Origin of the sequence: Pseudomonas sp. BW16M2, assembly GCF_014268865.1 — a bacterium.
Lineage (GTDB): Bacteria > Pseudomonadota > Gammaproteobacteria > Pseudomonadales > Pseudomonadaceae > Aquipseudomonas > Aquipseudomonas peradeniyensis.
Genome location: NZ_JABWRI010000007.1, coordinates 46,611 through 69,212 on the forward strand (window position 1 = coordinate 46,611; position 22,602 = coordinate 69,212).

Below are 22,602 nucleotides of genomic sequence, written 5' to 3' on the forward strand. Positions count from 1 at the left end.
AACGGCGTGTAACAAAGCATTGGCACAATGGCTGGCGGATAGAGACTGTCTATAAGGTGGATTGTCGAAGGATATTTCCTTAATCTCTGCGGCCTCGCTACAGTGCGCTCAACTTTTTCGGTTTTGGACCAACGCGTTGTAGCCTTCCCCAAGTGCTGCGTGGGTCCCTTTTAATTCTAGCTGGCGCAACCGGCACCTAGGGTTTTAAGCCTGGATGCCGGTCCCGTGCGGCCCGCTCCACAGGAGTTCGACATGTCTGAAGTACGTCATTCGCGCGTCATCATTCTCGGTTCCGGCCCTGCCGGTTACAGCGCCGCGGTGTACGCCGCCCGCGCCAACCTCAAGCCGCTGCTGATCACCGGCATGCAGGCCGGCGGCCAGCTGACCACCACCACCGAAGTCGACAACTGGCCGGGCGACCCCCATGGCCTGACCGGCCCGGCTCTGATGCAGCGCATGCAGGAGCACGCCGAGCGCTTCGAGACCGAGATCGTCTTCGACCACATCAACGCCGTCGACCTGGCCAACAAGCCGTTCACCCTGCAAGGTGACAGCGGCACCTACACCTGCGACGCGCTGATCGTCGCCACCGGCGCCAGCGCCCGCTACCTGGGCCTGCCGTCGGAAGAGACCTTCATGGGCAAGGGCGTGTCGGCCTGCGCCACCTGCGACGGTTTCTTCTACCGCAACAAGCCGGTCGCCGTGGTCGGTGGCGGCAACACCGCCGTGGAAGAAGCACTGTACCTGGCCAACATCGCCAGCAAGGTGACCTTGGTACACCGCCGCGACACCTTCCGCGCCGAGAAGATCCTGATCGACAAGCTGCACGCCCGTGTCGCCGAAGGCAAGATCGAGCTCAAGCTCAACGCCACCCTGGACGAAGTGCTGGGTGACAACATGGGCGTGACCGGCGCGCGCCTGAAGAACAACGACGGCAGCTTCGACGAAATCAAGGTCGACGGCGTGTTCATCGCCATTGGTCACACCCCGAACACCTCGCTGTTCGAAGGCCAGCTGACCCTGAAGGACGGCTACCTGGTGGTTCACGGCGGCCGTGAAGGCAACGCCACCGCCACCAACGTCGAGGGCGTGTTCGCCGCCGGCGACGTGGCCGACCACGTCTACCGCCAGGCCATTACCTCGGCCGGCGCCGGTTGCATGGCGGCCCTGGACGTCGAGCGCTACCTGGACGGTCTGGCCAACGCCGCGCACTGATCCAGCCTTTGCGGGCCGGTCCGCTCCCCCTCTGAACGTGGGAGCGGGCTTGCCCCGCGATAAAAAAACCGGCCATCTGGCCGGTTTTTTCATGCCTTGCGAAAACCTCAGAGGCTCAAGCGCATCGACAGGTCCACCGCCTTCACGTCCTTGGTCATCGCGCCGATGGAGATGTAGTCGACGCCGGTCTCGGCGATCACCCGCAGGGTGGTCTCGTTGACGCCGCCGCTGGCCTCCAGCTTGGCCTTGCCGGCGGTGATGCGCACCGCTTCGCGCATCTCGTCCAGGGTCAGCTCGTCGAGCATGACGATATCGGCCCCGGCCGCCAGCGCCTGGCGCAGTTCGTCCAGGCTTTCCACCTCGATCTCCACCGGCTTGCCCGGGGCGATGCGGTGCGCCGCCGCCACGGCCTCGGCCACGCCACCGCTGGCGGCGATATGGTTTTCCTTGATCAGGAAGGCGTCGTACAGGCCGATGCGGTGGTTATGGCAGCCGCCGCAGGTGACCGCGTACTTCTGCGCCAGGCGCAGGCCGGGCAGGGTCTTGCGGGTGTCGAGCAGGCGCACCTGGGTGCCTTCCACCAGGTCGGCCAGGAAGCGCGCGCGGGTGGCCACGCCCGAAAGCATCTGCAGGAAGTTCAGCGCCGTGCGCTCGCCGCTGAGCAGCGAGCGCGCCGGGCCTTCGAGGTGGAACAGCACCTGGTTGGCCGTGGCCCGCTCGCCGTCGGCCACCTGCCAGTGCACCGCCACCCGTGGGTCGAGCTGGCGGAATACCGTATCGACCCAGGCGGTGCCGGCGATCACGCAATCCTCGCGGGTGATGATGGTCGCCTTGGCCAGGCGCTCGGCCGGGATCAGCTGGGCGGTGATGTCGCCGCTGCCGATGTCCTCGAGCAGCGCGCGGCGCACGTTGGCTTCGATTTCGGCGGTCAGGTCGGCGAGGCGTAGGTTCGGCATGGTCGGCTCCACAAGCTAGGTGCCGGCGATTATAGGGCAGGGGGGCTTCGTGTACAGCTGCCGGGCCGATGACCTTTGGTCAGGCGGTTTGAGCATTCTTGCGAACACACTGTCAGTTGAGGCGTGCGAAAGGCGTGCTGGCAGCTATCAGTGTTTTCACTGATAATAGCGCCCAGTATTTGGCGTCATAGCTTTGACGATTCCCTTCCAGTCGAACAACGTAACATCCAGCAAGGAGTCCGGGATGCATGATGAAGGCAAGGTGGTGCCCCTGGCGGCTGCCATCGACCGGGGTGCGCGCGCGCCCTCGCCATGCCTTCCCGTGCTGCTCCTGCAGGTGCGCGACAAGGCTGCGCTGCAATTGCGCCAGGGCTTGCAGGCGCTGTTCGACAATGCCGACGACACCCTGTTCGAAATGGCCGACAAGGCCAGTGGTCGCCTTGACCAGAACCTCTACTTCGAAGCCATGCGCGATCTGCGCCTCAAGCGCAAGAGCATCGAGCGGGGCTTCCTCGACACCTTCTATGAGGCCTTCGCCCGCATCGGCCAGGGCGACGGGCTCGAGTCCCTGGTCAGGGCGCAGACGCAGGACAAGCCGTCGCTGGAGCGTTCGGTAGCCGTGCAGGCCATGGTCGACCGGGTGCTGTCCCGCGACGGCTTCCTGCTGGAACAACTGAACCTGCGCTTCACCACGTTGCTGGAGCTGCCGCTGGCCAGCGCAGGCAATCCCCTGGGCCCCGGCAACCTGTGTGGCTACTTCCTGGACGCCGGGCGCAACCTGGGAGTCGGCGCCAGCGTCAAGATGGTGCTGCTCAAGCTGTTCGAGCGCTACGTGCTGCGTGACCTCGACCTTTTGTATGGCGAGGCCAGCCAGTTGCTCGCCAGCGCCGGTGTGCTGCCGGAGCTGATGCCCGCCCCGCGGCGTCGTGCCGAGGACCGGCGCAGCATCGCCCGGCGCGTCCCGGCCAGCCCGGCCTTGGGCGGCTTGTCCGACTCCGCCGGCCAGGCCTTCTTCGCCTCGGTGCAGACGCTGCTGGCGCCGGTGCGCGGGCGTGTCGCGCCACGGTTGCAGGCGGCCGGATCCGCGCAGCCGACCAGCACCGGCGACCTGCTGCGCCTGCTCACCCACCTGCAGCACTATGTACCGGCCCCCGGCGAGCCGGATGACTTCAACCTCGGCCAGCAACTGGAGCAGTTGTTGCTGCGGGTCAGCGTGCGCAGCGGCACGCGGCGGCGAATCGCCACCGACGACGAGGACACGATCAACCTGGTCGACCTGCTGTTCGCCTACATCCAGGGCGACGACAACCTGCCGGCCAGCCTGCGGGCGCTGATTGCCCGCCTGCATATCCCGGTGCTCAAGGTCGCGCTGGTCGACAAGGGCATGTTCAGCCGTGCCAGCCACCCGGCGCGCCGCCTGGTCAACGAGATCGCCGCCGTGGCCATCGGCTGGGAGAGCGATGCCGAGGGGCTGCGCGACAGCCTGCACCTGCGGGTCGAGCGTATCGTCCAGCGCCTGCTCAATGACTTTTCCGACGACTGCGCGGTGTTCAACGAGCTGCTCGATGAGTTTCTCGCCTTCAGCCAGGACGAACGCCGACGCAACGAACTGCTCGAGCAGCGCACCCGCGATGCCGAGGAGGGCCGTGCCCGTACCCTGCAGGCCCGCCAACGGGTGCAGCAGGAGTTGAACGACCGCCTGCATGGCCGGGTGCTGCCGCAGGTGGTGGTGCAGATGCTGGTGCAGTCCTGGAGCCAGGTGCTGCTGCTGGCCTGGCTGAAGCAGGGCGAGGGCTCGGCGGCCTGGGCCGACGCCCTGGCGACGGTGGACGACCTGCTGGTCAGCATTGCCCCGTACCGTGAGCCACAGCGCCTGCTGGAGCAGGTGCCGGGCCTGCTCAAGGCGCTGCGCGACGGCCTGGCGGGGGTGGCGCTGGACTCCGCCGCCACGCGTGATTTCTTCCTGCAACTGGAGAAACTGCACCTGCGTGCCTGCGGTGGCACGCCGGAGCCGGACGCCGCATTGGATGAAGTGTGGCTGGAGGAGGCTATCGTGCTGGCGGTCAGCGACGAGTCCGCCCTTGCCCCTGGCCTGCCGCTCGATGACCAGGAGCCGGCATTGCGCCAGGTGCAGCGCCTGCAGGTCGGCAACTGGGTCGAAGTGATGGATGACGACGAGCCGCTGCGCTGCAAGCTGGTGGCGCGCATCGACAGCAATGATCGCCTGGTCTTCACCAACCGCACCGGCATGAAGGTGCGCGAATGGAACCGCATGGGCCTGGCCCTGGCACTGCGCCGTGGCGAAGTGCGCCTGCTGGACGACGGCCTGCTGTTCGAGCGGGCGCTGGAAGCGGTGTTGGAGCAGCTGCGCGGGCAGCAGGTCCAACAGAGCTGAATTTCCCTACACAATCATTTACATGCAAGCACCGCCCGCCCACGGCATACTGGGCACCTGTCTCGGGCGTCATTTCAGGATCTGCACCATGCAATTGGACCGTGCGACCGGCTGGTTCACCGGCGTCAGCCACTGCCCCTCGCCGAACTTCAACGCCCGCCCCGAGGGCGAGGCCATCGCGCTGCTGGTCATCCACAACATCAGCCTGCCACCGGCCTGCTTCGGCACCGGCAAGGTGCAGCAGTTCTTCCAGAACCGCCTGGACCCGAACGAGCACCCTTACTTCGCCACCATCAACCACCTGACCGTCTCGGCGCACCTGTTTGTCGAGCGCGATGGCGCGGTGACCCAGTTCGTTTCGTTGCTCGACCGTGCCTGGCATGCCGGCGTGTCGCGCTTCGGCGAGCGTGAGGGCTGCAACGATTTTTCCATCGGCATCGAACTGGAAGGCACCGACGAGCTGCCCTACACCGATGCCCAGTACGCCACCCTGGAGCGGCTGACCCGCGAGATCCGCGCGGCATGGCCTGTGATCGACGCCCAGCGCATCTGTGGCCACAGCGATATCGCCCCGCAGCGCAAGACCGATCCGGGGCCGGCATTCGACTGGCCGCGCTATCGGGCCGCGCTGCAACGCAACGAGGACAAGGCATGAGTTTTCTGGTGTTGGTGCTGGCGCTGTGGGTCGAGAAGTTCTCGGCCCTGCGCCAGCGGTTGCAGCGCGACGGCTTCTACCTGGGCGAGCTGGTGCGCCTGGAGCGCAGCGGCAAGGTCCATCCCTGGTGGACGCTGGGCATCCTGGTCCTGGCGCCGGTGGCGCTGCTCGCGCTGCTGCTGCATGTGCTGGAGCCGGTGGCCTACGGCCTGCTGGCGTTGCCGGTGCACCTGCTGGTGCTGGTCTACAGCCTGGGCCGTGGCGATGTGAAGGCGGCGCTCGGGCCGTTTCGCGACGCCTGGCGCCGCGGTGACGACCAGGCCGCGCTGCATGTGGCCGAACGCGACCTGGGCCTGGCCGCCGACGATGCCCAGAGCCTGATCAAGCGGGTCCAGGGCCATCTGCTGTGGCAGGCCTACCAGGGCTTTTTCGCGGTGATCTTCTGGTATTTCCTGCTCGGCCCGGGTGCGGCGCTGGCCTACCGCCTGCTGGCGCTGACCATGGACCACAGCCGCCAGCCGGCGCTGCAGACCCTGGCCGGGCAATTGCGTCATGCCATGGACTGGCTGCCGGTGCGGGTGATGACGGTGAGCTTCGCCCTGGTCGGCAACTTCGTCGCGGTGACCCGGGTGATGTTGCACGAGTTGCTCGACTGGCACGTCAGCGCCGGGCACCTGGTGGCCAAGGTCGGCCGGGTGGCCGACGACATTCCCGAGGAGGAGGACCGCCAGCGTGGCCTGGAGCGCCTGGACAGCCTGTGGGAGCTGCTGCTGCGCTGCGCCGTGTTGTGGTATGCCTGCTTCGCCCTGTGGACTGTGCTGGTCTGAGCCGCTCATCAACGCGTTGGTTGCTTAACCATAAGTTACAAACCTTGATTCCAATCTGCGCTATACAAAGCCACTGGCCCTAGATGGCCTTGTGCTACCCCGCAGAACAACAAGAATTCAAGGAGGTGACCTGTGAAGCGTCTGCTCTATCCGGCCATCGCACTGATGAACCGGCTGAGCTTCGGCATGAAGTTCAGCCTGATCAGCGTCCTGTTCTTCCTGCCCATGCTGGTCACCAGCTTTTACCTGGTCCGCGACGCCTACAACCAGCTGCAGGCCACCCGTGGCGAGCTGCAGGGGCTGGCGCCGCTGTCCGAGAGCCTGGCCCTGCGCGGCGACCTGGAGACCCTGGGCAACCTGCTGCAGATCAACGCCGTATTAGGCCAATCGGGCCAGGCCGGCGATGTGGAAAGCCGCATCGGTGCCCTGCAGGACAAGGTCCAGGCCCGGCTTGACGGCCTCAAGGGCAGTGATCCGGCGCTCGAGGCCAAGCGTGCCGAGCTGGCCGAGGCCTTTGCCCGCGCCCGCGACGAAAGCTCGCTGCAGAACAAGGCGGCACTGTTCGACAAGCTGCTGGCCCAGGCTCAGGTGCTGGGCAAGCTAGTCGCCAGCCAGTCGGGCTTGAACCAGGACAGCCAGGCCTCGGTGCGTCAGCTGAGCGAGCTGGTCGGCAACGCCACGGCGCAGGTCACCCAGGCCCTGGGCGAGGGCCGGGCGATGGGCGCGGTGGCCCTCGGCCGCGGCTTCATGGATTCCTCGGGCAGCGCGCGCTTCGAAGACTTGCTGCAGCGTCTGGAGCGGCTGTCCGCCGACTATGCCATCCGCCTGGATGACGTCCTGGCCAGCGATGCCGGGCTCAAGGCCGCGCTGAACAGCGACGCCCAGGCCAGCCAGGCCACGGTCAAGCAGGCCGCGACCCTGTTCGAGGACCAGGTGGTGGTAGCCGAGACCCTGGATGCGCCTTGGGCAGGTTTCTACCAGCAGACCAGCGACCTGATGGCGCAGACCTACCGTTTCAACGACGCCGTCCTCGCCCACCTGCACGGCCAGCTGGGAGAGCGCCTGGGCGAGCACCGCCTGCGCACGATCGCGCTGGTCGCGGCCCTGGTCACGGTGTTCGCGCTGATCGTCTACCTCTACGGTGGCTTCTACGTCTCCACCCGGGAAACCCTCGGCAACCTGGGCAACGCCATGGACAAGGTGGCCGCCGGCGACATGACCATCAGCTTCAAGGCCAACAGCCAGGACGAACTGGGCGAACTGGGGCGTGGCTTCAACGAGACGGTGCGGCGTATTCGCGGGCTGATCGAGCAGGTCGGCAAGACCGTGACCACGGTCGAGGAGCAGGCCGGGCAGGTGCTGTCGGTGTCGAGCCGCAGCAACCAGGCGGTCAGTGGCCAGCGCGAGCAGATCGAGCAGGTGGCCACGGCGATGAACCAGATGAGCGCCACCGCGCAGGAGGTTGCCCGCAGTGCCGCCCTGGCCGCCGAAGGCGCGCAGCGGGTCAACCACGAGAGCGCCTCGGGCCGCGACCTGGTGGAAAGCCAGCAGGGCAGCATCGCCCGCCTGGCGGGCGAGATCGACCAGAGCGTGGCGGCGGTGAACCAACTGGCAGGCGACAGCCAGGCCATCGGCCGGGTGCTGGAAGTGATCCGCAGCATTGCCGAGCAGACCAACCTGCTGGCCCTCAACGCCGCCATCGAGGCAGCCCGGGCCGGTGAGCAGGGCAGGGGCTTCGCCGTGGTCGCCGACGAAGTGCGGACCCTGGCCAGGCGCACCCAGGATTCCACCGAAGAGATCGCGCAGATGATCCAGCGCCTGCAGGATGGCGTGGGCGCGGCGGTGCGGGTGATGGGCAGCAGCCACCAGATGGCCGCCGGTACCGTGGACGAGGCGCGCCAGGTGCAACAGGCCCTGGGCAATATCCTCGGCGCGGTGGGCGGTATCGTCGAGCAGAACCAGCAGATCGCCGCCGCCGTCGAGCAGCAGACCGCCGTAGCCCACGACATCGACCAGAACATCGTTGCGATCAACCGCGCGGCACAGGACACCACCGAGGGCGCCTGCCAGACCGAAGACGCCAGCCGGGCGTTGTCGGCGCAGGTGGTGGAGCTCAAGCGGTTGATCGGGGCGTTTCGGGTCTAAGCAGTGGCATTGAAAAACCGACGCAAGTCGGTTTTTCGTTTGGGGTGTCTCAGGGGGAGGATTGGCGGGCTTCGTAATGACGGGTCTGGTAAGGCAGCAGGGCTTGCGCTTTCAAACCGAGCCCTTCATCAAGTCCCCAGGATGCTGCCAATTCATCACGACGCTTGCGTACAGCACTCGGTGGCTGGGCAATGGGCATGGCGTGGGGAAACAGCTCAAGTGCATGGCGGGTATCCATGACTCGGTGAACTGACGCACAGGAAAAACGCGTCAACTTTTCCAGCAAGTAACCCACTCGACGGACCTGAAGCTCATCGGGGTGGCGGCTAAGAAATACTCGGGCAGCGCCGACCAGGTCGACATCCGAATACCAGACAGCCTGTGCCACATGGACAAGGGTAGAGTCATCCGCTTGACTCAGGGGGAACCTGGCAAGTTTGTTCAAGGCGGATGTGAAGAGGTTGTCGTCAAGACGCTTCGCCATCTTCGGGCTCCAGGAAGTCTCGCAAGAGATGGGTCAATACGGTAGTCGGTGGCTCCTTGGAACCAACATACACATCGATTGCCTCCAGTGCCAGCCGCCGTAGCTCAGTGGTCAGGATCAGGCCAGACCGGAATAGCGCGTGAATGTCGCTCAGGTCCTGTTCGGTCGCCCTGGCCAGCTTCGATATGGCGATGTCGACCGGGGCTGCGATACGAACATGCAAGGGGGAGGTTTCCGGGAACTCTGCCAATGGCAGGCTGCGATCCAGGTAGTCTTCGTGGATCGGCCCGAAAGTGGTGGTGTAATGCAGGTCGTAGTGCAGTTCCAGCACTCGTCCGGACTGGACGTCGAAGAAAGCCTGGGGCACCTCGGCAAGCAGAGCTTGCAGGTCGAAGTGCTTGGCAAGGCTGGTCTCGTAACATTCGCCATCGACATCCATGGAAACGCGATGATGGGTGTAGAGATGGACGGCACACCCACCGAAGATGATGATTTTCAATGCGCCTGGCCCGGCTTGCTCTTGCGCCAGTTCCGCCTCTACTGACTTGAACATGGAAATCAGGGCTTGTCCCAGATCGCTGTGGGTGTTCGGGCGTGGAGGCATCAAATCCAGGCTGTCCATTGGCAACTTTGGTTTCCTGTTGATCAGCACAAAGCCTTGCCTGAGCGAGGTGCACTCAAGCGCATTTAATGCATCAATCTATTGGGTAGGCCGAGGTACCGGAAACAGGAGAGTGGCTTCTGGATGTTGCCAACGGGCAGGCTTGAACAGCGGTGGTTACCAGCCAAATAGTGCGTAGGCGTTGTGGCTGCTGGCCTCGGCCAATTGCTCGACATCAACGCCGATAACTTCAGCCAGGGCCTGTGCAATTTCTGGTAAATATTCCGGACTGTTGCGCTGCCCCGGGAACATCGCCGGCGCCATGTCCGGCGCGTCGGTCTCCAGCACCACGCTGTCCAGCGGCAGCCGTGGCAGGGTCTTGCGCAGGCGCAACGCCTGGGGCCAGGTGCCGGCGCCACCGAGTCCCAGCTTGAAGCCGAGCTTGATGTACTCCCGCGCCTCTTCGTAGCTGCCGGCAAAGGCATGGATGATCCCCGCCCGCGCCGGCTTGTAGCGCTTGAGCGTGGCGATCACCTGGGCGTGGCTGCGGCGCACGTGCAACAGCGAGGGCAGCTCGAAGTCGCAGGCCAGTTGCAGCTGGGCCTCGAACAACGCCTGCTGGCGCGTCGGGTCCAGTTCGGGCAGGTAGAAGTCCAGGCCGAACTCACCCACCGCGCACAGCCGCGGATCGCCGCGCAGGCGTTCGAGCCAGTCGCGCAGCTGCACCAGGTGTTCGGGGCGGTGCTGCTCGAGGTATATCGGGTGCAGCCCCAGCGCTGCGTACACGCCTTGGTTGGCGCAGGCCAGGTCCCAGACACGCTGGAAGTTGTCCTGGTACACCCCCAGCACCACCATGCGCTCCACCCCGCGCGCCGCCGCGTTGGCCAGCAGGCGCGGGCGGTCGGCGTCGAAATCGGGGAAGTCGAGGTGGGTGTGGGTGTCGATCAGGCGCATGTTCAGGCCTTGGCGATCCGTTGCTTGAAGGTGCGGCCGATAGCGTGCACGCCGGGCTCGTAGCGCTTGTCCTCGATGGCGGCCAGGGCCAGTTCCAATGCGGTGGCGGCGATCAGGCCGTGCTGCTGGGCCATGGCGTTGACCGGCAGCGGCAGGAAGTCGAGCAGTTGGTTGTCGCCGAAGGTGCCCAGTTGCAGCTCGCGGGATCCCTCAGGGCGCGCCTGGAGGGTGTCGAACACGCCCTGCAACAGCACGTAGGAGGTGGTCACCAGGGCATCCGGCAGACCGCCCAGTTCGTCGATCAGTTGCTGCATCAGGCGCTGGCCGCATTCACGGCTGAAGGCCTCGCCCTGGTAGCGCCGCACGTCGCCGTCGAAGCCTTGCAGGGCCTCGTCGAAGCCACCGGCGCGAGCTTGGCTCACCGACAGCTCGGGGCGGGCGCCGATCAGGGCAATACTGCGCGGGCGGGTTTTCAAAAGGCTCTGGGCCAGCTGGCGGCTGGCGTCGCGATCATCGCTGATCACCGAGCAGAAATGCGCCGGGTCCAGGCGTCGGTCGATGGCGATCACCGGCAGGCCCTTGGCCTGCAGCTCGCGGTAGCTGTCGTCCTCCGGCGGCAGGCAGCTGGCGACGAACAGCGCGTCGCAGCGGCGGGCGCGGAACAGCTGCTGCAACTGGCGTTCGCTGTCGGGCTGGTCGTCGCTGCTGGCGATCAGCAGCTGGTAGCCACGGGCACGGGCGCCTTGCTCCAGTTGCTTGGCGATGCGGGCGTAGCTGGGGTTCTCCAGATCCGGGAGAATGAAGCCCAGGGTGCGCGTGTGGCGGCTGCGCAGGCCGGCGGCCTGGGGGTTGGGCGTGAAGCCGTGGGCCTCGACCACCGCACGCACGCGCTCGACGGTGCTGTTGCTGATGCGCTGCTGTTCGGCCTTGCCATTGATGACGTAGCTGGCGGTGGTCACGGACACACCGGCCAGACGGGCGATATCGCTGAGTTTCACCGAATTTTCCTTATTGTTTCCGGGACTGGCCACGGGGCTGGACCGGCTAGTTTCACCCATCCACGGCCCTGCGCGCAGACGACCATTGTCGCAATTGTCCGACAGGATGGGGCTTTTTCGTTGGCAGATTATCGAGTAACGTGGCCACTTGGTCAGATTAAACGTTTCAGCAAAACGAAATTTCCTGCCTGGAAATGCGCCTTCGCCCGTTGCGCTGATCGTTTTGGCGGCTTTTGCCGTCGAATTCCACAACAATACCTCGGTAGCCGACGGGGCTGCCGCAAAAGGAGAGGGTCATGCTCGAGCTTGCCGTGGAGCAGATTGCCATGGGCCAGCGTGCCGCCGACAAGGGCGAGGCACTGGCGTTGCTGGCCGATCGACTGGTTGCCGATGGCCTGGTGGCCGAGGGCTACCTGGCGGGGCTGCAGGCCCGGGAGGCGCAGGGCTCGACCTTCCTCGGGCAGGGCATCGCCATCCCCCACGGCACGCCGCAGACCCGCGAGCTGGTGTACGCCACCGGTGTGCGCCTGCTGCAGTTCCCCGACGGCGTGGACTGGGGCGACGGGCAGATCGTCTACCTGGCCATCGGCATCGCCGCCCGTTCCGACGAACACCTGCGTCTGCTGCAACTGCTGACCCGCGCCCTGGGCGAAACCGACCTGGCCGAGGCATTGCGCCGGGCCGGCAGCGCCGAGGCGCTGCTCAAGCTGCTGCAGGGCGCGCCGCGCGAGCTGGCGCTGGATGCCCAGCTGGTCGGCCTCAACCTGGCGGCGGAAGACTTCGATGAACTGGCCTGGCGCGGCGCTCGGCTGCTGCAACGCGGTGGCTGTGCCGACAGCGGCTTTGCCGCCGTGCTGCAGCAGACCGAGCCGCTGCCGCTGGGCGAAGGCCTGTGGTGGCTGCACAGTGAACGCGAGGTGCGCCAGCCGGGCCTGGCCTTCGTCACCCCACAGCAGCCACTGCGCTACCGCGACCAGCCGCTCACTGGCCTGTTCTGCCTGGCCAGCCTCGGCGCCGCCCACCAGGCCTTGCTCGAGCGCCTGTGCGAGGTGCTGATCGAGGGCCGTGGGCAGATGCTCTACCAGGCCACCAGCAGCCGCGCTGTGCTCGAAGTGCTCGGCGGCGAGGCGCCCGCCGACTGGCCCAGCGCCCGGGTGATGCTGGCCAACGCCCATGGCCTGCATGCGCGTCCGGCCAAGGTGCTGGCGCAGTTGGCCAAGGGCTTCGAGGGCGAGATCCGCATCCGCCTGCAAGACAGCGCCCAGACCGCCGTCTCGGTGAAGAGCCTGAGCAAGCTGCTGAGCCTCGGCGCTCGCCGTGGCCAGGTGCTGGAACTGATCGCCGAACCGGGCGTTGCCGCCGATGCCTTGCCGGTGCTGCTGGCCGCCATCGAGCAGGGGCTGGGCGAAGAGGTCGAGCCCTTGCCGCAAACGGCAGCAGTGGAGCCGCCACCCATCGAAACCCTCCAGGCCCCGGCGCCCGGCAGCACCCTGCAGGGTGTCGCGGCCGCGCCGGGCATCGCCAGCGGCCCGGCCCATGTGTGCGTCGAGCGCGAGATCGACTACCCGCTGCGCGGCGAGTCGCCCGGCCAGGAGCGCGCCAGGTTGCGAGCGGCCATCGACAAGGTGCACGCTGACCTGCAGGCCCTGGTGCAACGCAGCGACAAGGCCATCGGCGAAATCTTCGTCACCCACCAGGAAATGCTCGCCGACCCGGCCCTGACCGATGACGTGGAGGTGCGTCTGGCCCAGGGCGAGAGCGCCGCCGCCGCGTGGATGGCGGTGATCGAGAGCGCCGCCCGCCAGCAGGAGGCGCTGCACGACGCGCTGCTGGCCGAGCGCGCCGCCGACCTGCGGGATATCGGTCGCCGTGTGCTGGCCCAGTTGTGTGGCGTGCAGGCGGTGGTCGAGCCCGAGCAACCCTACGTGTTGGTGATGGCCGAGGTGGGCCCGTCCGATGTGGCGCGCCTGGACCCGGCGAGGGTCGCCGGCATCGTCACCGCCCAGGGCGGCGCCACCGCCCACAGCGCCATCGTCGCCCGAGCCCTGGGCATCCCGGCGGTGGTCGGTGCCGGGGCGGCAGTGCTGCTGCTGGAGAGCGGCACGCCGCTGTTGCTCGATGGCCAGCGCGGGCAGGTCGAGGTCGCGCCGCCCGAGGCCCGCTTGCAACAGGCGCTGGCCGAGCGCGATGCCCGTGAGCGGCGCTTGCAGATCGCCTGGGCCAACCGCCATGAGCCGGCCCTGACCCGTGACGGCCACGGCGTCGAAGTGTTCGCCAACATCGGCGAAAGCAGTGGCATCGACAAGGTAGTGGAGCAGGGCGCCGAAGGCGTCGGCCTGTTGCGCACCGAGCTGATTTTCATGGCCCACCCGCAACTGCCCGATGTGGCCATCCAGGAGGCCGAGTACCGCCGGGTGCTCGACGGCCTGGCCGGGCGCCCGCTGGTGGTGCGTACCCTTGATGTGGGCGGCGACAAGCCCTTGCCGTACTGGCCGATCGCCGCTGAAGAAAACCCGTTCCTCGGCGTGCGCGGCGTGCGTCTGACCCTGCAACGCCCGCAGGTGATGGAAGACCAGCTGCGGGCCCTGCTGCGCGCCGCGGACAATCGCCCGCTGCGCATCATGTTCCCGATGGTCGGCCAGCTCCATGAATGGCGCGCCGCCAAGGCCATGGTCGAGCGCCTGCGCCAGGAGATCCCGGTGGCCGACCTGCAGGTGGGCATCATGGTCGAGGTGCCGTCGGCCGCCTTGCTGGCGCCGCAGTTGGCCCGCGAGGTGGACTTCTTCAGCATCGGCACCAACGACCTGACCCAGTACACCCTGGCCATCGACCGTGGCCACCCGAGCCTCTCGGCCCAGGCCGATGGCCTGCACCCGGCGGTGCTCAACCTGATCGACATGACCGTGCGCGCCGCCCATGCCCAGGGCAAGTGGGTGGGCGTGTGCGGCGAACTGGCGGCCGATCCGCAGGCCGTTGCCGTGCTGCTGGGCCTGGACGTGGACGAACTGAGCGTCGCCGCCCGCAGCATCCCTGAAGTCAAGGCACTGGTGCGCCAGGCCGACCTTTCGACGGCCCGCGCCCTGGCGCGCGAGGCCCTGCAACAAGACAGCGCCGAGGCAGTCCGGACGCTGGTGGAGCGTTACTGATGGCCAAGATCCTCACCCTCACCCTCAACCCGGCGCTGGATATCACCATCAGCCTCGATCGCCTGCGCCCCGGCGCGGTCAACCGCAGCCAGGCCCAGCACAGCCATGCCGCCGGCAAGGGGCTGAACGTCGCCCAGGTGCTGGCCGACCTGGGCCACAGCGTGACCGTCGGCGGTTTTCTCGGGCTCGACAACCTGGCGCCGTTCGAGGCGCTGATTGCCTGGCGTGGGTTCGCCGACTGCTTCGTCCGTGTGCCCGGCGAGACCCGCAGCAACATCAAGCTGGTCGAGGCCGATGGCCAGGTCACCGATATCAACGGGCCGGGGCCGCAAGTCGACGAGGCCGCCCGCGATGCCTTGCTGCAACGTCTGGCCGAGGTGGCTCCGGGGCATGACGCCGTGGTGGTGGCCGGCAGCCTGCCGCGGGGCATCAGCCCCGAGTGGCTGCGCGAGCTGCTGCTGATGCTCAAGTCGCAGGGATTGAAGGTGGCCCTGGACAGCAGTGGCGAAGCCTTGCGCGCCGGCCTCGAGGCCGCGCCCTGGCTGGTCAAGCCCAACACCGAAGAGCTGGGCGAGGTGCTCGGGCTGCCCGTGCTTGACGCGGCCGGCCAGCGCGCTGCCGCGCAGCGCTTGCTGGCCAGCGGTGTCGAGCATGTGGTGGTGTCCCAGGGCGAGCAGGGTGTGACTTGGTTCGCCGCCGGCCTGGCGCTGCATGCGCAACCGTCGAAGGTGCGCATTGCCAGCACCGTCGGCGCCGGTGATTCGCTGGTCGCCGGCATGGTCCACGGTCTGCTCCAGGCCGAAGCGCCCGCCGCCACCTTGCGCCGCGCCACTGCCATCGCCGCCCAGGCGGTCACCCAGGTCGGCTTCGGCATCCACGATCGCGAGCAACTGGCCCGCCTGGAAGCCGCCGTGCACCTGGCAGAACAACAAGAAGAGGGCTGCTGATGAACATTGCCATTGTCACCGCCTGCCCCAACGGGCAGGTGTCTAGCGTGCTCAGCGCCCGCCTGTTGGCCGCTGCGGCCCAGCGTCGGGGCTGGAGCACCAGTGTCGAGGTGCAGGATGCCGAGCACCCCGAGCGTCGCCTGACCACGGCGCAGATTGCCGAGGCCGACTGGGTGCTGGTGGTCAGCACCGGGCCGGTGGACCTGGCGCGCTTCGCGGGCAAGCGCCTGTACCAGAGCACGCCGGCCCAGGCACTGGCAGATCGTGAGGAGTTTCTTGACGTAGCGGCCGCAGGGGCTCGGGTACACGAGTCGTCACCAGCACCGCAGGGCAGCGCGCCGAAAATCGTCGCGGTGACCGCCTGCCCGACCGGCGTGGCCCACACCTTCATGGCCGCCGAAGCGCTGCAACAGGCAGCGCAGGCCATGGGCTACCAGCTCACCGTGGAGACCCAGGGTTCGGTCGGGGCGCGTAATCCGCTGCCGGCCGAGGCCATCGCCGAGGCCGACGTGGTGCTGCTGGCCGCCGATATTGAAGTGCCGGCTGCGCGTTTCGCCGGCAAGCGCATCTACCGCTGCGGTACCGGCATCGCCCTCAAACAGGCCCGTGCCACGCTGGACAGGGCACTGGCCGAGGGCAAGGTGGAGGCTGCGGGGGATGCGCCTGGCGCGGTGCAGCAGGCCGAGAAGGCCGGCGTCTACAAGCACCTGCTGACCGGGGTGTCGTTCATGCTGCCGATGGTGGTGGCCGGCGGCTTGCTGATTGCCTTGTCGTTCGTGTTCGGCATCGAGGCCTACAAGGAGGCCGGCACGCTACCCGCCGCGCTGATGCAGATCGGCGGAGAGGCGGCGTTCAAGCTGATGGTGCCGCTGCTCGCTGGCTACATCGCCTGGTCCATCGCCGACCGTCCGGGGCTGGCGCCCGGGATGATCGGTGGCTTGCTGGCGAGCACGCTGGGGGCGGGGTTCATTGGTGGTATCGTCGCCGGCTTCCTGGCCGGCTATAGCGCCAAGGCCATTGCCCGTTGGGTGCGCTTGCCCAGTAGCCTCGACGCGCTCAAGCCGATCCTCATCATCCCACTGCTGGCCAGCCTGTTCACCGGCCTGGTGATGATCTATGTGGTCGGCCAGCCCGTGGCCGCCATGCTCGAAGGGCTGACCCATTTCCTCGACAGCATGGGCACCACCAACGCCATCCTGCTCGGGCTGCTGCTCGGCGGCATGATGTGCGTGGACTTGGGCGGGCCGATCAACAAGGCCGCCTATGCGTTCTCGGTGGGGCTGCTGGCGTCGTCGAGCTATGCGCCGATGGCCGCGACCATGGCCGCCGGCATGGTGCCGCCGATCGGCCTGGGCATTGCCACCTTCCTGGCCCGGCGCAAGTTCGCCCAGAGCGAGCGCGAGGCCGGCAAGGCCGCGCTGGCGCTGGGGCTGTGCTTCATTTCCGAAGGGGCGATTCCGTTCGCCGCCAAGGACCCGTTGCGGGTGATCCCGGCGAGCATCGCCGGTGGTGCGCTGACCGGGGCCTTATCGATGTACTTCGGCTGCAAGCTGATGGCGCCCCATGGCGGGCTGTTCGTGCTGCTGATCCCCAATGCGATCAACCATGCGCTGCTGTACCTGCTGGCGATCGTGGCCGGCAGCCTGCTGACGGCAGTGGTGTATGCCGTGATCAAGAAGAGCGAGCAGGTGGAGATGGTGGTGGCGCCGGTCAAGGGGTAGGTACGCCCACCCAGGCCCTGTGCTGTCCCTGTAGGAGCGGCCTTGTGTCGCGAAAGGGGCGCGAAGCGGCCCCGGCGATTGTTGCATGAACGCTGAAATCCAGGGGCCGCTTTGCGGCCCGATCGCGACACAAGGCCGCTCCTACAGAGAGGGCCGTCACCCCTGGGGCTTGCCCCGCAACGGATTCAGCAAATCACCCAGCCCGTTGTGGTCGATCTCATGCATCAACGCCAGCAACCCGCCCAGCTCCCCGGGCGGGAAGCCCTTGCGGGCGAACCATGCCAGGTAATCGCCGGGCAGGTCGGCGATGATCCGCCCCTGGTACTTGCCGAAGGGCATGGTGCGGGTGACCAGCAGTTGCAGGGATTCGGGTTTCATCGGGCATCGGCCTGTGGCAGGTGAAGCGCGGACCATACTGCAAACTGCACGACGACCCAAGCGGCGATCATGCAGAACGCCGTTTTCAGGCTTTCTATTTTTAATCTCAAGCTATTGATTTTAATGATTAATTTCATATCAATCAGCCTGGCACGAAGCCTGCTCCGGTAAAGGTGACTATCACCTGCCAAGGAGTTTGTTGCCATGAGCAATCCCAACAAAGACACGATCGATGTACTCAACGACCTGATCGAGTACAGCAAGGATGGTGAGAAAGGCTTCAAGACCTCCGCCGAGGATGTGAAGAATCCCCAGCTCAAAGCCTTCTTCGTGCAGCGCGCCAGCGAGTGCGCCAGTGCCGCGGCCGAGCTGCAGAGCGAAGTGCGCCGGCTGGGTGGCGATCCGGAAACCAGCACCAGTATCAGTGGCGACCTGCACCGTGGTTGGGTCAACCTCAAGTCGATGGTCACCGGCAAGGATGAAGAGGCGGTGCTCAACGAGGTGGAGCGTGGTGAAGACCATGCGCTCAAGGCCTACAAAGAGGCCCGTGAGAAGCTGGTCAAGCTGGGGCGCTCGGCCAATGACCAGAGCTATACGCTGGTGGAGAAGCAGCTGCAGGGTGTGCAGCGTAATCATGATCAGGTGAAAGCGCTGCGCAATGCTGCTCGCGCTCGGTCTTGAGATTCTTGGGGCCGCTTAGCGGCCCTTTTTGGAACAGCTTGTTTGACTGGAACATCGTGGGAGCGGGCTTGTCGGAACGCCGCACCGCCCGGATCACTGGCGAAGCCGGTGCCATCGAGTGCATCGCGGGGCAAGCCCGCTCCCACGCTAACCCAGTTGGATCAAAGAACTACATTCAATCCTCGGGCCCTTCCACCCGATTCCGGCCATTGGCCTTGGCGCGGTACAACGCCTCGTCCGCATCGGCCAGCAGCGCCGACAGATCCTGCGCGTTGCCCGGTACATGCAAGCCGATCCCCACGCTGACCGTCACTGACCGCTCGTCATCGCCAAACGGCGGCATCGCCTCGACGCTGGCGCGAATGCGCTCGGCCAGCAGCCGGGCGCCGGCCAGTTCGGTCTCCGGCAGCACCACCTGGAACTCCTCCCCGCCATAGCGCGCCGCCAGGTCCGCCGGGCGCCGGATACACAGCTCCAGGGTCGTGGCCACCTCGCGCAGCACATGGTCGCCGCCGGCATGGCCATGGCGCTGGTTGAACGCCTTGAAGTGATCCACATCCACCATCAGCACCGCCAGCGGCTTGCGGTTGCGCTGGGCGCGCGCCCATTCCTGGCGCAACACCTGGTCCAGGCGACGGCGGTTGGCAAGGCCCGTCAGGCTGTCGGTTGCGGCAAGCGTGGCCAGGCCTTGCTCGGCATCGTGGCGGCGGCGCAATTCACGGCCCAGCAGCAGGGTCAGCCAGAGGATGCCGATGCACAGCACGCCGGTGGCCACGCTGACCACGATCGCGGTGCGGCGCCACGACTGGAACACCTCGTCGGCCGAGTGCGCCACCAGCACGATCAGCGGCAGGTCGGCAACCCGGGCGAAGGTGTAGAGGCGCTGGCCCTCGTACGCTGTCGAGCGGGCGGTGAAGCTGCCGCTGCGTTCTTCGAGGATGCGCTTGAAGTTGGGGCGTTCGCTGAAGCTGGTGCCGATCAACGGATCCTGCGGGCGGGTCGGCTGGCGTGCCAGCAGCTGGCCGTCGGTGTTGAGCAGGTTGATGCTGCTGTCCACGCCGATGTCCAGGCGCTGGAACAGTTCGTTGAAGTAGGACAGGCGCAGGGCCCCGGCGGCCAGGCCTTGGAATTCGCCGTTGGCGCCGGAGATGCGTCGGCTGAAGCTGATGCACCAGTCCAGGTTGCCCAGCCGCGCCTTGAACGGCGGGCTGATCAGCAGGCCCAGGCCCGGGCGGTCGCGGTGGGCCTGGAAGGCCACGGTGTCGGCGAAGTTGGCCTGGCGCGGCACCGCGCTGGTGGAGTCGCCAAGCACGTCGCCCTTGGCGTCGAGCCAGAGGATGTCGCCGCGCACCGGGGCGGAGAAGGCCTGGTTGAAGAGGATCTGCTGGCGCAGCTTGGCGGGCACGTTGAGCAGCTCGGGGTGCTGCACGGCCCAGATCAGGCCCTTGAGCGACTGGTCGTAGAGTTCGACGTTGCGCAGGATATCGCTTTCGATCAACTGCACGATGTTGCTCGAAGAGCGCATTTCCGATTGCTCGACGCTGTCGCGCTCGCGGGCCAGCAGGTAGCTGACGATGGCCACGATGGCGAGCACGGCAAGGCAGCTGCCCAGGTTGAGGACCAGCTCGGGGTGCGACTTGTACAGGGCGGATCGTGGTGATCGGGTGGGCAACGTCATGCTCGCAACTGCATAAGCCCCGGGATCCATGGGGAGTGGGCCGGAAAGCGGCGGCGGTATTTTAGGCAAGGCGGGATTGTCGGACAAGATCAAAGCTGATTTGGCCGACGGAAATGATTCAGTAGGCCCATCGCGGGGCAAGCCCGCTCCCACCATTCGGCAGGGCCAGGGCCAGGGCCAGGGCTAGGACCAGGACCATGGTCGTGGGAGCGGGCTTGCCCCGCGATGGGGTGTACGACATTTCCGAATCTGAAACCAAATGCTTCAGTTGGGCTGAGCTTGGGACCTATCCTACGCGTCTGCCGGAAGGGTCTGGATAGGCCGGGAAATACATCAGGGCTAAGGTCGTCGGGTCGCCAGATTTGGTGACCGGGTGTGAGAACCTGACGATATGTCTTTCGGCCACTTCAATGGCAGCCGTGTTCGGGCAGACCTCTGGTCTGGCCGGGTTTCATGTCCTCGGTTTCTCACCCCGTGCACGGTTGCCACCTAATCCCGTGAGAAAGGTTCAAGTGGCGATTTCTTCAATCGACATGAGCGATTCGGAATGAAAAAGCTAGTACCTGACCCCCCCATCCCTTACATCTCCATCATCGACCACCTGCCGCTGGCCGAAGTCTGGGAGCATGCCGCCGTCCTGATGACCATGATGACTCGCACCTGCGATGTCTACATGGCCTTTCCCGTGGATGAGCGTCCCGAGATCCTGGTGGATAACATATCCATCCTCAGCCGGTTGCTGAGCTGTTTGATGGCCCACGCCAGGTCGCTGGAGGTGCAGCCATGAGCGAGCAGCCCGAACCTTGTACCACTGCCGGCGTTTCGACGTTCCTGGAGTGTTTTCGTGTTGAACCCGATGTGCCTTTCAGCCTGGCGTTCAACGAGTTGTCGGTGCTGCAGGGTTGCATTCTGCACCTGACCACCGAGGCGGAAATGGAAGGGGATTTGAAAGCGGGGAGTGCGGCGCGGATCCTCAGCGCCATGGCCAAGGCGTTGATCAATGACCTGGAGATTGGCTTGCCCCGCGATCGGTTCCGGATCAGAACACGTTCAACGGATAATCCACGATCACGCGGAATTCGTCATTGTCCTGGATGTCCGAGTACGCCGCGTTGGCCCGGTGCGTGGCATAGCGCAGCAGCACCGACAGGTCCTTCAGCTGGCCTTGCTGGAACACGTACTTCACGTCGAAGTCGCGCTCCCAGTGCCGGGCATTCTCGCCGTCGGCGTTATAGAAGGCGTAGTACTGGGTGTCCTGGCTGGCCTTGGTCAGGTCGGCCTTGCCGCGCGAGTACGACAGCGAGGTGCTCAGGCCCGGCATGCCGAGGCCGGCGAAGTCATAGTCGTACTGCAGCTTCCAGGAGCGCTCGTTCGGCGCGTTGAAGTCCGAGTACATGCGCGAGTTGTCGAGGAAGATGCTGTCGCCCAGGTTGATGTAGTCGAACGGCGTGTCGCCGTTGACCCGCTGGTAGGCTGCGGTGACGCTGTGGTACCCGGCGGCCACGGTGAAGTGCACGCTCCAGGTGTTGTTGTCGATGTCGCCCAGCTTCGACTGGCCGGTGTCCTGGGTGTGGTAGAAGTGCACGCCTGGGTTCAGGCTGACCAGGTCGTTGACCTGGTAGGTGTAGTCGAAATCGGCGTAGTACTGGTTCCAGATGTCCTTCAGCTCGGCGGCGTAGACGTTGGCGGTAACGCCTTCGGTGCCGCTCCACGACGCGCCGGCCCAGCTCAGGTTCTGGCTGTCCTGCTCGGTGGTCTGCTGGCTGTAGTAGGTGTTGATGCGGCGGTGGCCGCTCTGGTTGTACGGCTTGGTGAAGCTGACCTTGCCGCCTTCGAGCATCAGCCCGTCGATGCTGCGGTTGGTCACGGCGACGCCGCGGAAGGTCTGCGGCAGCATGCGGCTTTCGCCACCGGCGATCACCGGGTTGGTGAGGAACAGGTCACCGGCCTTGAACTCGGTGTCGAAGCCCTTGAGCTTGATCGCGCCGCCGGCGGTGGAGAACGAATGCGGCGCCGCGCCCAGGCTGCCATCGTCCTTGACGTGGCTTGGCAGGATCGAGGTGCCGGCGTGGCCGCCACCACCGTCCAGCTTAAGGCCCAGGATGGCGTGGGCGTCCAGGCCGAAGCCGATCACGCCGGGGGTGTAGCCGGACTCGAAGCGCGCCACGGCGCCCTGGCCCCATTCGCGATTGTCACGCTGCTCGCGGTTGAGCTGGTTACGGTTGAAGTAGGCATTTCTGAAATGCAGGTTCAGCGTGGACCCCTCGATGAAGCCATCAGCCTTGTCTTCATCGGCCTGTGCGGCCATGGGCATCGTTGCGGCCAATGCAACGAACAACGGGGTGAAACGAAACGCAAAAGACACCGGTACAAACTCCTTTGGTCAAGCGATGGGGCAGTTTTTTATTGTCGTGTCTGCAAGTTCTTATTAGAGACGTAACAGCCAGGCTGATATTTTCGACGCATAAAAAAAGCCGCTGAAAGGCAGCGGCTTTGAAAGGCTAACATATCGTCACGGGCACTGCCCATGGTGTAGCCAAGGGAAAACTGGAAACCGGCGCGGGGCCGATCAGCTGTCGGCATCGGTGTCGACAGAGACTTTGGAAGCGGTCTGCCGTGCGTCTTTTACCGCATCGGCCTGTTGCGCGGCGTAGGCTTCGCGAGCCTCCTGGTGAACCGCGGCAAATTCTGCGTTACGGGCGACGAAGGCCGGGGATTCTTCTGCCATGGCCAGGGGCGACAACAACAGGGAAGACAGGACGAACACGCTGGCAATACCCATACTGTTGGACATTTGATGCAACCTTCTTGCGGGGCAAGT

At 66.0% G+C, this 22,602-nt stretch carries 19 protein-coding genes and 1 pseudogene; 11 read left to right on the forward strand and 9 right to left on the reverse strand.

The features are described 5' to 3' along the window. Positions 1-252 precede the first annotated feature (252 nt). The gene (gene trxB / locus HU735_RS08915) at positions 253-1,215 is read left to right on the forward strand and encodes a thioredoxin-disulfide reductase (protein WP_110736861.1); all 963 of its coding nucleotides are present in this window, start codon (positions 253-255) and stop codon (positions 1,213-1,215) included. A gap of 107 nt (positions 1,216-1,322) precedes the next feature. On the opposite strand, the gene nadC is transcribed toward trxB, so the two are convergent. After that, a complete protein-coding gene (nadC, locus tag HU735_RS08920; RefSeq protein ID WP_186713196.1) occupies positions 1,323-2,171 on the reverse strand; it encodes a carboxylating nicotinate-nucleotide diphosphorylase in 849 nt (282 codons plus the stop codon). 244 nt (positions 2,172-2,415) lie between these two features. Between nadC and HU735_RS08925 the strand changes: the two genes are divergently transcribed. The 4 genes from HU735_RS08925 (at position 2,416) to HU735_RS08940 (ending at position 8,193) form a co-directional block, all read left to right on the forward strand. Further along, positions 2,416-4,566, forward strand: coding sequence for a DUF1631 domain-containing protein (locus tag HU735_RS08925; RefSeq protein WP_186713197.1), 2,151 nt, complete (start codon positions 2,416-2,418; stop codon positions 4,564-4,566). An 88-nt stretch (positions 4,567-4,654) separates the two neighbouring features. Further along, entirely contained in the window at positions 4,655-5,221 is a 567-nt protein-coding gene (ampD, locus tag HU735_RS08930) for a 1,6-anhydro-N-acetylmuramyl-L-alanine amidase AmpD (RefSeq protein ID WP_050703776.1), read from the forward strand. After that, positions 5,218-6,048 carry a regulatory signaling modulator protein AmpE gene (gene ampE, locus HU735_RS08935; protein ID WP_186713198.1) on the forward strand — a complete coding sequence of 277 codons (831 nt, stop codon included), beginning with the start codon at positions 5,218-5,220 and terminating at the stop codon, positions 6,046-6,048. The genes ampD and ampE overlap by 4 nt, the downstream gene beginning before the upstream one ends. A 132-nt stretch (positions 6,049-6,180) precedes the next feature. Beyond that, entirely contained in the window at positions 6,181-8,193 is a 2,013-nt protein-coding gene (locus HU735_RS08940; RefSeq protein ID WP_186713199.1) for a methyl-accepting chemotaxis protein, read from the forward strand. A 49-nt stretch (positions 8,194-8,242) separates the two neighbouring features. On the opposite strand, the gene HU735_RS08945 is transcribed toward HU735_RS08940, so the two are convergent. The 4 genes from HU735_RS08945 to cra form a co-directional block, all read right to left on the reverse strand. Further along, positions 8,243-8,677, reverse strand: coding sequence for a hypothetical protein (locus HU735_RS08945; protein WP_186713200.1), 435 nt, complete (start codon positions 8,675-8,677; stop codon positions 8,243-8,245). Beyond that, positions 8,661-9,299, reverse strand: coding sequence for a DUF6036 family nucleotidyltransferase (locus HU735_RS08950; RefSeq protein WP_186713201.1), 639 nt, complete (start codon positions 9,297-9,299; stop codon positions 8,661-8,663). The genes HU735_RS08945 and HU735_RS08950 overlap by 17 nt, the downstream gene beginning before the upstream one ends. Before the next feature lie 156 nt (positions 9,300-9,455). After that, the gene (locus HU735_RS08955; RefSeq protein WP_186713202.1) at positions 9,456-10,232 is read right to left on the reverse strand and encodes a TatD family hydrolase; all 777 of its coding nucleotides are present in this window, start codon (positions 10,230-10,232) and stop codon (positions 9,456-9,458) included. A gap of 2 nt (positions 10,233-10,234) precedes the next feature. Beyond that, a complete protein-coding gene (gene cra / locus HU735_RS08960; RefSeq protein ID WP_186713203.1) occupies positions 10,235-11,230 on the reverse strand; it encodes a catabolite repressor/activator in 996 nt (331 codons plus the stop codon). Positions 11,231-11,526: 296 nt separating this feature from the next. Here cra and ptsP point away from each other — a divergent pair, with 296 nt between their 5' ends. Genes ptsP through HU735_RS08975 form a run of 3 tightly spaced genes read left to right on the forward strand, consistent with a single transcriptional unit; the run spans position 11,527 to position 17,044 of the window. After that, positions 11,527-14,376, forward strand: coding sequence for a phosphoenolpyruvate--protein phosphotransferase (gene ptsP, locus HU735_RS08965; RefSeq protein WP_186713204.1), 2,850 nt, complete (start codon positions 11,527-11,529; stop codon positions 14,374-14,376). Then, a complete protein-coding gene (gene pfkB / locus HU735_RS08970; RefSeq protein WP_186713205.1) occupies positions 14,376-15,323 on the forward strand; it encodes a 1-phosphofructokinase in 948 nt (315 codons plus the stop codon). Before ptsP ends, pfkB begins: the two co-directional genes overlap by 1 nt. Beyond that, positions 15,323-17,044 (forward strand): PTS fructose-like transporter subunit IIB, encoded by a 1,722-nt coding sequence (locus tag HU735_RS08975; protein WP_186713206.1) that lies wholly within the window; start codon positions 15,323-15,325, stop codon positions 17,042-17,044. The genes pfkB and HU735_RS08975 overlap by 1 nt, the downstream gene beginning before the upstream one ends. A 156-nt stretch (positions 17,045-17,200) precedes the next feature. On the opposite strand, the gene HU735_RS08980 is transcribed toward HU735_RS08975, so the two are convergent. Continuing rightward, entirely contained in the window at positions 17,201-17,422 is a 222-nt protein-coding gene (locus HU735_RS08980) for a DUF3820 family protein (protein WP_186713207.1), read from the reverse strand. 204 nt (positions 17,423-17,626) lie between these two features. Here HU735_RS08980 and HU735_RS08985 point away from each other — a divergent pair, with 204 nt between their 5' ends. Beyond that, positions 17,627-18,103, forward strand: a complete 477-nt coding sequence (locus HU735_RS08985) for a PA2169 family four-helix-bundle protein (RefSeq protein WP_050703785.1) — start codon at positions 17,627-17,629, stop codon at positions 18,101-18,103. A gap of 175 nt (positions 18,104-18,278) precedes the next feature. Here the strand turns inward: HU735_RS08985 and HU735_RS08990 are convergent, their stop codons facing one another. Continuing rightward, a complete protein-coding gene (locus HU735_RS08990) occupies positions 18,279-19,775 on the reverse strand; it encodes a sensor domain-containing diguanylate cyclase (RefSeq protein WP_186713266.1) in 1,497 nt (498 codons plus the stop codon). A gap of 553 nt (positions 19,776-20,328) precedes the next feature. Here HU735_RS08990 and HU735_RS08995 point away from each other — a divergent pair. Both HU735_RS08995 and HU735_RS09000 read left to right on the forward strand, forming a co-directional pair. Further along, positions 20,329-20,568: a hypothetical protein gene (locus HU735_RS08995; RefSeq protein ID WP_062575113.1), complete on the forward strand. Its 240-nt coding sequence runs from the start codon at positions 20,329-20,331 to the stop codon at positions 20,566-20,568. Then, positions 20,565-20,807: pseudogene (locus tag HU735_RS09000) on the forward strand (DUF3077 domain-containing protein); the annotation flags it as partial. The gene HU735_RS08995 and the pseudogene HU735_RS09000, both read left to right, overlap by 4 nt. 13 nt (positions 20,808-20,820) lie before the next feature. On the opposite strand, the gene HU735_RS09005 reads toward HU735_RS09000, so the two are convergent. Continuing rightward, a complete protein-coding gene (locus HU735_RS09005) occupies positions 20,821-22,146 on the reverse strand; it encodes an OprD family outer membrane porin (protein ID WP_186713208.1) in 1,326 nt (441 codons plus the stop codon). 204 nt (positions 22,147-22,350) lie between these two features. Then, positions 22,351-22,575, reverse strand: coding sequence for a hypothetical protein (locus HU735_RS09010; protein ID WP_050703787.1), 225 nt, complete (start codon positions 22,573-22,575; stop codon positions 22,351-22,353). Between the last annotated feature and the right edge of the window lie 27 nt (positions 22,576-22,602).

Excerpts from the sequence above, each read along its gene's own strand:
- pfkB (WP_186713205.1), top strand. The coding sequence starts at position 14,376 with ATGGCCAAGATCCTCACCCTCACCCTCAACCCGGCGCTGGATATCACC.
- nadC (WP_186713196.1), bottom strand. The coding sequence starts at position 2,171 with ATGCCGAACCTACGCCTCGCCGACCTGACCGCCGAAATCGAAGCCAAC.
- HU735_RS08945 (WP_186713200.1), bottom strand. The coding sequence starts at position 8,677 with ATGGCGAAGCGTCTTGACGACAACCTCTTCACATCCGCCTTGAACAAA.
- HU735_RS08985 (WP_050703785.1), top strand. The coding sequence starts at position 17,627 with ATGAGCAATCCCAACAAAGACACGATCGATGTACTCAACGACCTGATC.
- HU735_RS08980 (WP_186713207.1), bottom strand. The coding sequence starts at position 17,422 with ATGAAACCCGAATCCCTGCAACTGCTGGTCACCCGCACCATGCCCTTC.
- ampD (WP_050703776.1), top strand. The coding sequence starts at position 4,655 with ATGCAATTGGACCGTGCGACCGGCTGGTTCACCGGCGTCAGCCACTGC.
- HU735_RS09010 (WP_050703787.1), bottom strand. The coding sequence starts at position 22,575 with ATGTCCAACAGTATGGGTATTGCCAGCGTGTTCGTCCTGTCTTCCCTG.
- ampE (WP_186713198.1), top strand. The coding sequence starts at position 5,218 with ATGAGTTTTCTGGTGTTGGTGCTGGCGCTGTGGGTCGAGAAGTTCTCG.
- HU735_RS08975 (WP_186713206.1), top strand. The coding sequence starts at position 15,323 with ATGAACATTGCCATTGTCACCGCCTGCCCCAACGGGCAGGTGTCTAGC.
- HU735_RS08955 (WP_186713202.1), bottom strand. The coding sequence starts at position 10,232 with ATGCGCCTGATCGACACCCACACCCACCTCGACTTCCCCGATTTCGAC.
- trxB (WP_110736861.1), top strand. The coding sequence starts at position 253 with ATGTCTGAAGTACGTCATTCGCGCGTCATCATTCTCGGTTCCGGCCCT.
- HU735_RS08950 (WP_186713201.1), bottom strand. The coding sequence starts at position 9,299 with ATGGACAGCCTGGATTTGATGCCTCCACGCCCGAACACCCACAGCGAT.
- HU735_RS08995 (WP_062575113.1), top strand. The coding sequence starts at position 20,329 with ATGAAAAAGCTAGTACCTGACCCCCCCATCCCTTACATCTCCATCATC.
- ptsP (WP_186713204.1), top strand. The coding sequence starts at position 11,527 with ATGCTCGAGCTTGCCGTGGAGCAGATTGCCATGGGCCAGCGTGCCGCC.
- HU735_RS08925 (WP_186713197.1), top strand. The coding sequence starts at position 2,416 with ATGCATGATGAAGGCAAGGTGGTGCCCCTGGCGGCTGCCATCGACCGG.